Raw genomic sequence first — 12388 nt, 5'->3', positions numbered from 1 at the left:
GGGGCGGTAGGGGCGGGTCTCAGACCCGCCCGACCCCAAGCATCCGGTGCGCTTCCAAGTTCGACCGGACTGGATTCCGGCCCCGTATCAAGTACGGGGCAGCCTCTTCGCCGGAATGACCGACGGATTCGCCAGCGTCTGCCTAGCGGGCCAGGTCGAGCAGGGTGCGCCGCAGCGCGCGTTCGTCGCGCGGCAGCACCGTGCGCACGTCGAGCCACACGTCATCGTCCCGGACGCGGGCAATCACCGGCGGGTCCGCGCGGCGCAGCCGCCCGGCCAGGGCCTGTCCGCCGCCCCCGAGCCGTACGGCGAAGCTGGGAAGCACCTGGCCTGGCAGCGAACCGCCACCGACCGCCGACTCCGAGTCCTCGACGCCGGCGCCGGCAACGCCGTGCGCCAGCCGGCGGGCGCGGGCGCGGAGGTCTTCGGGCTGCGCGGCGATCATCTGCCAGACGGGAATGACAGTCTCGGCTTCGCCCAGCAGGTAGTGGGCGAGCGTGGCCTGGAGTGCCGCCAGCGTGAGCGCGTCGCAGCGCAGCGCGCGTGCCAGCGGGCGCCGGGCGATCCGCTCCACATGGGCGGCATTGCCGGCCGCGATGCCGGCTTGCGGACCTCCCAGCAGCTTGTCGCCCGAAAAGGTCACGATGTCGCAGCCCGCGGCCAGCGCGTCCTGCACGCGCGGCTCGTTGACCAGTCCGTACGGCGCCGGGTCCAGCAAGGTCCCCGAGCCGAGATCGCCGATCAGCGGCACGGCGTGCTCGTGGGCAAGATGCGCCAGCGCCGCAAGATCCGGCGACTCGGTGAAGCCGATCTGCGCAAAGTTGCTGCGGTGCACGTGGAGGATCGCCGTGGTGCGATCGCTCAGCGCCTCCGCGTAATCCTCGAGCCGGGTGCGATTGGTCGTGCCAACGTCCCGCAGCACCGCGCCGCTGGCGGCGAGGATGTCCGGCACCCGGAAGCCGCCGCCAATCTCGATCGCCTCGCCGCGGCTCACCAGCACCTCGCCGCCCGCGGCCAGCGCCTCGAGCGCCAGGAATGTGGCCCCGGCGTTGTTGTTGAGCGCCAGAGCCGCCGGCGCGCCGGTGATCTCGCGCAGGCTCGCGGCCACCGCCGCGCCGCGCCCGCCTCGCCGACCCGTGTCGAGGTCCATTTCCAGCGCGGCGTATCCCGCCGCCGCCTCTTGAACCGCGACAAGCGCCCGGTCGCTCAGCGGCGCGCGTCCCAGATTGGTGTGAACGATCACGCCGGTGGCATTGATGACGCGTCGCGGGGCATCGCGCACCAGCAACGCCGCCCGCAGCGCGGCGGCCTCGGCCAGTGCGTCCAAGCTCGGGGCGGCGCCGCCCCGCCCCATGGCATCGCGGGCGGTGGCGATCTCCGCGCGTGCGGCCGAGACCAGCAGGGCCGGTGGCATCTCGCCGTGCGCGGCTGCCGTCTGCGCAATCCGGTCCACCGACGGCAGGTCCCGCAGGGACGGGCCGTCCGCGCTAGGCGCCATACTTCGCGAGCCGCTGCCCGTGCGCCAGCATGAGCGGCAGGATCGATCGCGCCGGCATCTGTCCCAAGCCCCCGCCGAGGCAGGCGGACTCGTTGAACGCGTCAACGTGGTCCGGCCTCGCCAGCGACCCCCACAGCATCATCGGCACCGGGTGCCAGGAATGGGCCCGAAGCTTGGCCGGCGTCGAGTGGTCGCCGGTGACGACGAGCACGTCGGGATTGAGGGCTCGCACTCGCGGCAGCCAGCGGTCGACCGCCTCGATGGCGCGCACCTTGCCGTTGAAATCGCCATCCTCGCCCAGCGTGTCGGTCTCCTTGATGTGCACAAAGAAGAGGTCGAACGCGTCCCAGGCCTGCTCGAGCTCCGCGATCAGGTTGTCGGGCTCCTCGGTGACCGGGAGCACCTTCATTCCCACGGCGCGGGCAACGCCGCGATACATCGGATAGACGGCCAGGCACGCCGCCCGCAGCTGGTGGCGCGACTCCAGCGACGGCAGGGCCCGATACTGGCCGTAGCCGCGCATGAGCACGAAGTTGGCCGGTTGCTCATTGCCGATGCTTTCGCCGACCTGGTCCACGAATCCGGTTAGGAGCCGGCTGGTGTGCTCCGCCGCCGGATGCAGCGCTTCCGGCGACAGCGGCGGCACGCCAATCGCCTGGGGATCGGTTTCGCGCACCCGCGCGTCGAGTCCCTCGCCGCGCAGCACGAGCACGGCGCGGTGCCGCCGCTCGGCGGCGAGCTCGAGGCCGACGTCGTGAGCGTGAATGCCGTTGAGCTTGGCAATGAGCTGCTGGTTCAGCTCGGTTGAAATGCGACCGGCCCTCCGATCGGTCACGTTGCCGTCGCCATCGAGAGTGCAGAAGTTCAACCGCACCGCGAGATCGTGGTCGCCGAGCTCGATCCCAAGCCCAATGGCCGACAGCGCGCCGCGTCCGATGCTGTCGGCGACCGGGTCGTAGCCGAACAGGGCGAGATGCCCGGGACCGCTGCCGGGTGTGACGCCGATTTCCATCGGCTGGTGCAGGCCGGTGACGCCCTCGCGCGCCAGCTGGTCGAAGTTCGGGGTGTTCGCCGCCTCGAGCTCGGTCGGGCCGCCCGGAACAAGCGGCAGTCCACCAAGGCCGTCGAGGACGATCAGCACTAACTTGGTCGTCGCTGGCTGCGCCAACGATGACAGTAAGTTGCCCGTGACTGCTCCGCCGGTGGGCCTCCCGTCTCAGAGCTTATCATCGGGCGCGGGCGGCTTGCTGGAAGCTGTGGATAACTTGTGAGGGGCGCCGGTGACTTTAAACGCTCCCGGGCGCGGTCCGGGCATTGCGGACAGCGTGGCGGACCTGGTTGGCAATACGCCGCTGGTGCGGCTGAGCCGCCTGACCGAGGGCCTCGCGGCCCAGGTGGCCGCGAAATGCGAATTCCTGAATCCGGGCGGCAGCGTCAAGGATCGCATCGGATTGGCGATGATCGACGATGCGGAGCGTGCGGGTCGCATTGCCCCCGACCGCACGGTGATCGTGGAGCCGACCAGCGGCAACACGGGCATCGCCCTGGCGATGGTGGGCGCCGCCCGCGGCTATCGCGTCATCATTACCCTGCCCGAAACCATGACCATCGAGCGCCGCAATCTGCTGCGCGCCTTTGGCGCGGAGGTGATCCTGACGCCGGGGGCGCAGGGCATGGTCGGCGCCATCGACCGCGCGCAGCAGATCGTCGATAGCACCGCCGACGCCTGGATGCCGCAGCAATTCCGCAACGCCAGCAATCCGGACGCCCACGCGCGGACCACGGCCGAGGAGATCTGGCGCGATACCGACGGGGCGGTGGACGTGTTCGTTGCCGCCGTCGGCACGGGAGGCACGATCACCGGCACGGCGCGCGCGCTCAAACAACGCAAGCCGTCCTTGCAATTCGTGGGTGCCGAGCCCGTGGGCAACCCGGTCATCACCACCGGTCGCGCCGGGCCGCATCGCATCGAAGGCATCGGCGCAAATTTCGTGCCGCAGGTCTTCGAGCGCGACCTCGTGGACGAAATCCTGCTCGTCGACGACGCGGTGGCGGAGGAGACGGCGCGACGGCTCGCGTCGGATGAAGGCCTGCTGGTCGGCGCCTCGGCCGGAGCCAACGTGTGGGTCGCCCTGCAGGTCGCCGCGCGGCCCGAAAACGAGGGCAAGCTCATCGTCACGGTGCTGTGCGACGGCGGGGATCGCTATCTGACCCATCCGTTGTTTGCCGGACTGGACGTTTAGCCCCAACCCCCGTTGGTAGCATGCCGGCAAGGAGAGGTCGCCTAGAGGCTTAGGGCGCACGCCTGGAAAGCGTGTAGGGGACTCCCCTCGTGGGTTCGAATCCCACCCTCTCCGCCCATCTCCGGGCCGGCGGGCCAATCACATGGACTTGGCGCCGCGGTTCGTCTCGGATGCGTCAGGCGCGGGATCTGTAGGCGTGGGGCCGCCTTGTTCTCCCGTTGAGGCATAGGGCCAGGGAGAGGTCCTAGCCCCATGCCTCAGCGGGAGACGGCGAGGGAAGCGGCTGCACTCCGCGTCACCCACGCGCCGTGTGCGCGAGAACTCGTGCTGTCACCGCCGCGCGCATTTGCCTGGATCTCGCCGGTACTCGAGCGTGTCCGCCACGCCACGTCATTCGTGGCCTTGGGACCGAGGAAGATCGCCAAAAACATTACTTCGTATGTGCTTGCATCAGACCTTAGGTCATACTAACATCCTGCAATAGGGCTGCCTACTGCGTACGGCCCTCAGCCTCAGGAGAGGTTCTCATGTCCCTGACCCGACGTGTCCTGTTGCGTGGCGGCGCCGCTGCCGCGGCCGCCGCTGCCGCGGTGCCCGTGCTCGCCGCCTGCGGCGAATCCGAGGTCGTGACCAAGGAAGTCGTCAAGGAAGTCCCGGTTGAGAAGGTCGTGACGCGGGACGTCATTCGGGAAGTTCCGGTCGAGAAGATCGTGACGCAGGAGGTCATCAAGGAAGTCGAGGTCGAGCGCGTGGTCACGGTCACCGTGCCCCAGCCCCCGAGCGAGTCCCAGCCGCTGGTGATCTACTCGGGGCGCAGCGAGTCCTTGGTCGACCCGATCATCCAGCAATTTCGCGCCGCGTCCGGCTTAGACGTGCAGGTGAAGTACGCGGGCACGCCGGCGCTGGCCGCCACGTTGCTGGAGGAAGGCGACGCCTCGCCGGCCGACGTGTTCTTCGCCCAGGACCCCGGAGGCTTGGGCGCGGTCGAGTCGATGCTGTCACCGCTGCCGCAGGAGCTTCTCGACCGCGTGCCGGCCTGGGCGCGCTCGCCGGAGGGCTTGTGGGCCGGCATTTCGGGCCGCGCGCGGGTGGTCGTGTACAACACCGACCGACTCAGCCCTGCCGACCTGCCGGACGATCTGTGGGGCTTCACCGATCCGAGCTGGCGCGGACGGCTGGGCTGGCCGCCGACCAACGCCTCGTTCCAGACGATGGTCACCGGCATGCGGACGGTGTGGGGCGACGACCGGACGCGCGAGTGGCTGGACGCAATGCATGCCAACGAGATCGGGATCTTTCCCAAGAACACGCCGATCGTCGCCGCGACGGGCGCGGGCGAGTTGGACGGCGGCTTCGTGAACCACTACTACCTGCACCGGTTCCTGGCGGCGGAGGGCGAGACGTTCGCCGCACGCAACTACCATCTGCCGGGCGGCGGCCCGGGATCGCTGGTGATGGTGGCGGGCGCGGGGATTCTCGGCACCGCGGCCAACCGACCGGCGGCGGAGCAGTTTGTCAACTTTCTGCTCTCGACGGTGGGGCAGCAATACTTCGCCAGCAGCACGTTCGAATACCCCTTGGTCGAGGGCGTGAAAGCGTCGCGGATCCTGACGCCGCTGGCGGACATCAACAAGCCGGCGATCGCGCTGGCGGACCTGGCGGACTTGGAAGGGACACAGGCCATGCTGCGGGAGGCTGGAATACTGCCCTAAGGCATGGTGTCGATCGCGCGGGTGATTCGCGTTTCCGCGCCCGGCGGACCCATTGGGCGGATGGGCCGCTGGACGCGGGCGCCTGCCGTGATCTGGGTCCCGGCGCTGGCGGTTGCATTGGTGCTGGCGCTGCCGCTCGTCTATCTCGTCATTCGCACGGTGGGCGCGGGCGACGATGCGTGGGCGCTGCTGTTCCGTTGGCGCACGGTCATGATTCTGCTGCGCACCGTCGCGCTGGTGGTCACGGTGACGGCGGCGTCGGTCCTGATCGCGGTGCCGGTCGCCTGGCTCACCGTTCGCAGCAACCTGCCCTGGCCGCGCTTCTGGAGCGTCGTCGCCGCCTTGCCTCTCGTGATTCCCAGCTTCGTCGCCGGGCTGGTGGTCCAAGTGGCGCTCGGCCCGCGCGGAATGCTGCAGCAGGCGCTCGAGCCGATCTTCGGTGTGACCGAGCTCCCGCCGATCTACGGATTTCCCGGCGCCGCGCTCACGCTGACGCTGCTCAGCTATCCGTACGTCCTCCTGCCCGTGCAATCGAGCTTGCGGCGGCACGATCCGTCGTTCGAAGACGCGAGCAGATCCCTCGGGCATGGCCGCCGCGCGACCTTCCGCCGCGTCACGCTGCCTTTGCTTGCGCCGGCCGTGGGCGCCGGGTCGCTGCTGGTGGCGCTTTACACGCTCACCGACTTTGGCGCTGTCTCCCTGCTTCGCTACGAGACCTTTACCTGGGCGATCTTCGTGCAGTTCGAGTCGGCCTTCAATCGCGGGCTGGCCGCCGCGCTTTCGCTGGTGTTGGTTGGGTTTGCCGCGGTGATTCTCGCCGCGGAGGCGCTGGCGCGTGGACGCGCCCGCTTTCACGGCGTCGGTCCGGGGACGACGGGTGAGACCACGCGCATTCCCCTCGGCCGTTGGATGATCCCGGCCGTCGGCTTCATGGCCGCGCTTGCGGCGCTTGCCCTGGTCGGGCCCATGGGCGTGCTGGCGTACTGGGTCGGGCGAGGCGTGGCGGCCGGCGAAACGCTGGTTGGCGTCGGCGATCTCCTGCTGAACTCGCTGCTCGTGGCGGCGCTGGCGGCGCTGGCCGCGGCCGCGGCGTCGCTGCCGGTCGCCGCGCTGGTCGTGCGCTATCCAAGCCGCTTCGCCTGGGCAATCGAGCGTGCCACCTATACGGGCTTTGCCTTGCCCGGAATCGTGGTGGCCATCGCGCTGGTCTTTTTCGCCGTCAATCTTGCGCGACCGCTGTATCAGACGCTGCTGTTGTTGATCTTGGCCTATGTCGTGCTGTTCTTTCCGGCCATGCTCGCGGCCGTGCGCGCGGCGCTGGCGCAGGTGCGACCCAGTCTGGAAGACGCCGCGCGAACGCTCGGACGGTCGCCTATTGCCACGCTCCTCCAGGTGACGCTGCCGCTGATCTGGCCGGGCATCGCCTCGGGAACTGGCCTGGTGTTCCTGCTCACGATGAAGGAGCTGCCCGCTACCCTCATCCTCGGGCCGATCGGCTTCAAGACGCTGGCCACGGCCACCTGGTCGGCGGCGTCGGAGGCCTTCTTTGCCCGCGCGGCGCTGACGGCGCTCGTCATCGTGTTCGCCTCCGGCGTGCCGTTGCTGCTGCTGCGGCTGCGCCTGGGGCAGGCGCCCGGGCAGGGTCCACCGCCCGCCCGGCAATAGCCCCGACCGTTGTTTCGGGGTGGGGACGGTCGTACCATGCGGCCATGCTTGCCCTGCTAGGCGGAAACCCGGTTCGCTCGGACCCGTATCCGGCGTGGCCGGTCTTCGACGAGACCGAGGTCGACGCCGTGGCCGACGTCGTCCGTACCGGCGAGTGGGGTCGCCTCGGCAGCCACCGCGTGATCGCGTTCGAACGCGCATTCGCGGAATTCCAGGGCGCGGCCTACGGCCTGGCGGTCAACAGCGGGACCAGCGCCCTCGAAATGGGCCTCGAAGCGTTGCGGCTGCCGCGCGGCTCCGAAGTCATCCTGGCGCCGTTCACGTTCATGGCCAGCGCCACGTCCATTCTCAACGCCGGCCTGGTTCCCGTATTTGCCGATATCGACCCGGAGACCTACAACCTGGACCCTGCCTGCGTCGCGGCGGCGATCACCCCGCGCACGTCAGCCATTATGGCGGTGCACTTCGGCGGGTTGGCCTGCGACATGCAGGCCATCCTCGACATCGCCTCGGCGAACGACTTGCGCGTCATCGAGGACGCGGCGCACTCCCATGCCGGCACCTGGTGCGATCAGGGCCTGGGGACCATTGGCGACGTGGGGTGCTTCAGCTTTCAGGCCAGCAAGAACCTCAATTCGGGCGAGGGCGGCGCGGTGCTCACCGATGACATCGACATCTTCTCGCGTGCCATCGCCCAGCACGACCTCTGGGGCGGAGGCGTCGAGCAGCGCGGCGGACAGCTCGGACGCGGCAGCCTGGCCACCGGGGAAGGCTGGGACTTCACCGTATCGGCGGGCGACCGCCGCATCACGCCGTTTCAGGCCACGCTGCTCCAGGCGCAACTCGGACGGCTGGAAGACCAGGCGCAGCGGCGCGCGGCCAACGGCGCCTACCTCAACGATCTGCTCGAAGATCTTGAAGGCATCGGCGTGCGGCGCATCGACGCCTTCGCCACGCGTCCGGCGCATCACGTGTATGTATTCCGATATCAGGCCGCAGCCTTCAAGGGTTTGAGCCGCGAGCGCTTCATCGAGGCCATGAACGCGGAGGGAATTCCGGTGACCAAGGGCTATCGGCAGCCCCTGCATCGCACCGCGCTCTTCGGCGACGTCGACGGCGCCCTGGCGCGGGCCTGGCCGCGTGGCGACGGCGCGCCTGACATCGACTACGCCGACGTCTCATGCCCGCACGCCGAGCGTCTCTGCGCCGACGAGACGCTGTTCCTGACGCAGAGCGTCTTGCTCGATGACGAGGTCGGCATGGTGCAGATCGCCGACGCCATCGAGAAGGTCCGCGAGCACGCGGAGGCGCTCATGGCGGCCGACGACGCCGCTACGCCACGAAGCGATCCGCCCAGCGCGTAAGGTCGTCGGCCACGTCTTCCCAACCGCGTTCGAGCTGGAGCATGTGGGCGCGTCCCGGATAGATCATCGGCAGCACGCGGTAGCGCGCCCCCAGCCGCCGGGCCACCCACGGAATCACGCCCAGGTCCTCCGATCCGGCCGTGACGAGGACCGGGCAACGAATGGCCGACCGCGGCACGTGCGGCGGCCAGAAGGCGATCTGGCGCACGAACCGCCGCGGCTCGGGAACCAGGTGCTCGCTCAGCGCGGCGGCTTCGCCGGCCTCCAGGCGGTTGAAAAACATCCGGTGCATATAGGCGGCGTCGGGTCGCAGCGGCTCGCTGCGAAATGGATGCCCGGCAAACCTGGGCAGCGCGCGCAGCGTTTCCCAGCCCCGATGCAGCGTGAGGATGCCGAGCGGCCCAGCGCTTGACATAAGAATCAGCCCCGGCGCTTCCCACCCAGCGGCGGCCACCTGCGCGACGAGACCGCCGACGCTATGCCCCACCAGGATGGGGGCGCCAATTTCGCGCGCCGCCTCGATTACGTCGTCGGCCAAGTCCCGGACGCCCACGCCGTGGAGTGACCGGTGGTCGGCGCCTGGGTGGTGATGCCGCAGCCACACGGCATAGGTGGCGTAGCCGTGCGCCGCCAGGTACGGCCCCATGCGCCGCCACATGTGCGCCCCGCCCCATAGACCGTGGACCAGCAGAAACCGCGAGGGCGCGCGAAGGTCCGTCGGCAGCCAGCGCAGGGCCCGCAGCGGTCCAACGCGGACCACTTCCTCGCCGGGCGTGGGCTGAAAGAGGTCCGCCGCGCCGGTCGTCAACCGATAGCGCCGGCTGGAGCGCGCAGGGAGGTGGCCTCGGCCGCGTCGCGCAAGATCTGGCCGGCCTCCTCGATTGCCTGGGCGTCGACCTGGTGGTGCGTGACGAACCGCAGCCGATGCCCCGGTCGGATGTCGGCGACGCCCAGCCCCTGCGCTCGCGCCGCCTCCACGAAGCGCTGCTGATCGAGCGTCTCCGGGTCCACCCGCACGAACACCATGTTGGTCGCGGCCGGGTAAATCAGATCCAATCCGGGGACATCAGCCAGCAACTCGCCCAATCGCTGCGCGTTGGCGTGGTCGGCGGCGAGCCGCGCGGGACCGTCGCGCAGGGCGATCAGACCGGCTGCCGCCATCACACCGGCCTGCCGCATGGCGCCGCCCAACATCTTCTTGTAGCGGGACACGCGCTCGATCGTCTCGCCGGACCCCACCACCATCGAGCCGAACGGCGCCCCGAGGCCCTTGGAGAGACAAAACTGCACGGTGTCGGCGCCGGCGGTCAGCTCGCGCACCGAGACGCCCTGATCGACGGCGGCGTTGAAGATGCGCGCGCCGTCCAGGTGGACGCGCATGCCTCGTTCGGCAGCAAGCTCGACGATGCCCTGCATGACTTCAGGGCCCCAGGACACGCCGCCGCGCACGTTGTGGGTGTTCTCGGTCCAAATCAGCGCGGGCCGGGCGGGCGGAATAGTCGCGGAGTCCAGCCGCTCGCGCACCATGTCCGCGTCGAGCACGCCTTCGGTTTCGACCGGCAGCAGGGTGCAGCCCGCAACCACCGCGTAGTTGCCGTTCTCACCCACCATGTGCGACAGCCCGTCCACGATCACGGTGTCGCCGCGCTCGGTCAGCGCGAGCATGCTGGTCAAATTTCCCATCGTGCCGCTGGGCACGAAGACCGCGGCCTCGCGGCCGAACATGTCGGCGGAGGTGCGCTCCAATTCCAGCACGGTGGGGTCTTCGCCCCACTGTTCATCCGCCACCTCGGCCATGGCCATAGCCTCGCGCATGTCGGGCGTGGGAACGGTTTGCGTATCGCTGCGGAGCTCGATGCGGTAAGGCGCCACGGGCGGGACTCCTGGCGGCGGGTCTGCGATTGTAGGCGGTTGCTTCCTGGCCGGTGCCGACGGCGCGTGCGGACGCTTCGGGAAGCGCGTCCGCGACGACCCGCCTCGCGCGTTGACCCTCGGTACCGCTGCGCCTACTATCGACGCGAGGCCGCGCTAGGTGGGGAGCTAGCGGTGCCCTGGAACCGCAATCCGCTACAGCGGGCTGAATACCTGCCTGAGGGTTGCCACCGTCGTGTCTGCCGCCGTTGATCGGTGCTGACGGCTGGGCCTCGTGCGACGAAGACCTCCTAACCCCGTCAGGTCCGAGAGGAAGCAGCGGTACGGAGCCATCTTTGGGTGCCGCGGGATCACCTGGCTCGAGCCGGCGGCGTCGGTAAGGCGGCGGCCGGTGCTCAACGGCAGGGCGCGGCCTCACTCATAGCCGATTTCGTGACACGATAGACCCTATGACCGATTCGGCGACGCCCGCCTTTCAAGCGCTCTACAACCGCTATCGGCCGCAGCGGTTCGGCGAGCTTGTGGGGCAGTCGCACGTCGTGCGAATCCTGCAAAACGCGCTGGCGCACAACCGGCTGAGCCACGCCTATCTGTTTTCGGGCGAGCGCGGCACCGGCAAGACCACGGCCGCGCGCCTGCTGGCGAAGGCGGTCAATTGTCGCGAAGGCGTGCAGCCCGAGCCCTGCGCCGCCTGCGACCACTGCCGCGACATCGCCGCCGGCACGTTCGTCGATCTGCTGGAGATGGACGCGGCGTCGCACAGCAGCGTCGACGACGTGCGGTTGCTGCGCGAGCAGACGCAGTTCGCGCCCGCCGGGGGGCGCTACAAGGTCTACATCATCGACGAGATCCACCAGCTGTCGGCCTCGGCGAAAGACGCCTTGCTGAAGACGCTGGAAGAACCGCCGACGCGCACGCTGTTCGTGCTGGCGACCACCGAGCCGCATCGAGTTCCCCTCACCATTCGTTCGCGCTGCCAGCACTTGACGTTTCGCCGCATCGGCTCCGTGGAGCTCATCGATCAGCTCCGCAGCGTGGCCGCCGCCGAGGGAACGACGGTCGACGAGTTGGCGCTCGCGGTTCTGGCCCGCAGCGCCGGCGGCAGCTTGCGCGACGCGATCTCGCTGCTCGACCAGGCGCTGGCCTTTGCCCAGGAGACCGTGACGCTGGACGACGTGAACGGCATGCTCGGGCTCACCGGTCGGGCGGCGGTGCTGGCGCTGGTGGAGGCCATTGCCGCGGGTGATGCGGCGGCGGGCCTCGGCGCCATCGAGCAGGCCATGGCCGACGGCAACAGCCCGGGCACGCTGCGGGCGCAGGTCGTCGATCTGCTGCGCGACGTGCTCCTGCTCAGCGCGGGCGCGGCCGAGGCCGGCCACGTGCGCGACGATCCGGAAATCGCGGCGCTCGCCCGCCGCATCTCCATCGGCCAGGTGGTCCAGGCGCTCGAGGTCTTCGCGGAGCCCGAGCCGCCCTCGCGAGAGGTCGGCGATCCCATCCTCGATCTCGAGCTGGCGTTTGCTCGCGCCGTCCTGCGGGTGCACGGCGACGCCGTGGCGACCGCCCAGCCGCCGCCCGCGCCGGCTCGACCTGCGTCGCCGCCCAAGGAGGCCCAGGCCGCGGTTACCCCCACGGCTGCCGTTAGCTCGGACGAGCTGACGGTCGAGACCATCAAGGCGCGCGCGTCGGACTGGATTGGAGCCGTGCGCGAGGCCTCGCGCATGCTGGCGCCATATGTCGAGCAGGGCGAGGTGCTGGCCCTGACGGGTGAGGTGGTCACCATCGGCTACCGGAGCCAGCTGCTCTTGGACCAGGTGGATCGGCCGCAGGCCCGGCAGCTGATGTCCGAGGCGCTCACGCGGACCTTCGGCGCGCCGCTGCGCGTGCGCAATCGTCTCGAGCGTGAAGCCTCCGCTCCGCGACCGACATCCCCCAGGTCGCCGGCCAGCAGCGATCCGGTCGTCCGGGTCGCGATAAGGGACTATGGGGCTCAGCCGATTGACGTCGAGCGCACCGAAGGAGCCTAGCCGGTGT

Annotated in this window: 9 protein-coding genes, 1 tRNA gene and 1 other RNA gene; 7 read left to right on the top strand and 4 right to left on the bottom strand. The window is 69.6% G+C overall.

Annotated elements, in window-relative coordinates; translation table 11 throughout:
• Positions 1–142 precede the first annotated feature (142 nt).
• Both selA and OXG79_10860 read right to left on the bottom strand, forming a co-directional pair.
• Positions 143–1498, bottom strand: coding sequence for an L-seryl-tRNA(Sec) selenium transferase (gene selA, locus OXG79_10865; GenBank protein MCY3784275.1), 1356 nt, complete (start codon positions 1496–1498; stop codon positions 143–145).
• Positions 1488–2666 carry a 2,3-bisphosphoglycerate-independent phosphoglycerate mutase gene (locus OXG79_10860; GenBank protein MCY3784274.1) on the bottom strand — a complete coding sequence of 393 codons (1179 nt, stop codon included), beginning with the start codon at positions 2664–2666 and terminating at the stop codon, positions 1488–1490. The genes selA and OXG79_10860 overlap by 11 nt, the downstream gene beginning before the upstream one ends.
• 145 nt (positions 2667–2811) lie before the next feature.
• Here OXG79_10860 and cysK point away from each other — a divergent pair, with 145 nt between their 5' ends.
• The 5 genes from cysK (at position 2812) to OXG79_10835 (ending at position 8482) form a co-directional block, all read left to right on the top strand.
• Positions 2812–3741 carry a cysteine synthase A gene (cysK, locus tag OXG79_10855; protein ID MCY3784273.1) on the top strand — a complete coding sequence of 310 codons (930 nt, stop codon included), beginning with the start codon at positions 2812–2814 and terminating at the stop codon, positions 3739–3741.
• A 30-nt stretch (positions 3742–3771) separates the two neighbouring features.
• Positions 3772–3855, top strand: a tRNA-Ser gene (locus tag OXG79_10850).
• A 413-nt stretch (positions 3856–4268) separates the two neighbouring features.
• Positions 4269–5453: an iron ABC transporter substrate-binding protein gene (locus OXG79_10845; GenBank protein MCY3784272.1), complete on the top strand. Its 1185-nt coding sequence runs from the start codon at positions 4269–4271 to the stop codon at positions 5451–5453.
• Positions 5454–5456: 3 nt separating this feature from the next.
• A complete protein-coding gene (locus tag OXG79_10840) occupies positions 5457–7118 on the top strand; it encodes an iron ABC transporter permease (protein MCY3784271.1) in 1662 nt (553 codons plus the stop codon).
• A gap of 44 nt (positions 7119–7162) precedes the next feature.
• Positions 7163–8482, top strand: coding sequence for a DegT/DnrJ/EryC1/StrS family aminotransferase (locus tag OXG79_10835; GenBank protein ID MCY3784270.1), 1320 nt, complete (start codon positions 7163–7165; stop codon positions 8480–8482).
• Here OXG79_10835 and OXG79_10830 read toward each other — a convergent pair.
• Together OXG79_10830 and OXG79_10825 are read right to left on the bottom strand one after the other, a co-directional pair.
• Positions 8451–9290, bottom strand: coding sequence for an alpha/beta fold hydrolase (locus tag OXG79_10830; protein ID MCY3784269.1), 840 nt, complete (start codon positions 9288–9290; stop codon positions 8451–8453). The genes OXG79_10835 and OXG79_10830 overlap by 32 nt on opposite strands.
• A complete protein-coding gene (locus OXG79_10825) occupies positions 9287–10354 on the bottom strand; it encodes an aminotransferase class I/II-fold pyridoxal phosphate-dependent enzyme (GenBank protein MCY3784268.1) in 1068 nt (355 codons plus the stop codon). The genes OXG79_10830 and OXG79_10825 overlap by 4 nt, the downstream gene beginning before the upstream one ends.
• A 151-nt stretch (positions 10355–10505) precedes the next feature.
• Between OXG79_10825 and ffs the strand changes: the two genes are divergently transcribed.
• Positions 10506–10766: signal recognition particle sRNA large type (gene ffs, locus OXG79_10820), an RNA gene on the top strand.
• Between the two features lie 37 nt (positions 10767–10803).
• Positions 10804–12381, top strand: coding sequence for a DNA polymerase III subunit gamma/tau (dnaX, locus tag OXG79_10815; GenBank protein MCY3784267.1), 1578 nt, complete (start codon positions 10804–10806; stop codon positions 12379–12381).
• Positions 12382–12388 lie beyond the last annotated feature (7 nt).

This window comes from Chloroflexota bacterium, from assembly GCA_026706485.1.
Lineage (GTDB): Bacteria > Chloroflexota > UBA11872 > UBA11872 > UBA11872 > JAJECS01.
This window is presented reverse-complemented; position numbering and strand designations above follow the sequence as displayed.

What these genes read in the sequence shown, in the direction of transcription:
- selA (MCY3784275.1), bottom strand. Translation starts at nt 1,498, where the DNA reads ATGGCGCCTAGCGCGGACGGCCCGTCCCTGCGGGACCTGCCGTCGGTG.
- OXG79_10845 (MCY3784272.1), top strand. Translation starts at nt 4,269, where the DNA reads ATGTCCCTGACCCGACGTGTCCTGTTGCGTGGCGGCGCCGCTGCCGCG.
- OXG79_10840 (MCY3784271.1), top strand. Translation starts at nt 5,457, where the DNA reads ATGGTGTCGATCGCGCGGGTGATTCGCGTTTCCGCGCCCGGCGGACCC.
- OXG79_10835 (MCY3784270.1), top strand. Translation starts at nt 7,163, where the DNA reads ATGCTTGCCCTGCTAGGCGGAAACCCGGTTCGCTCGGACCCGTATCCG.
- dnaX (MCY3784267.1), top strand. Translation starts at nt 10,804, where the DNA reads ATGACCGATTCGGCGACGCCCGCCTTTCAAGCGCTCTACAACCGCTAT.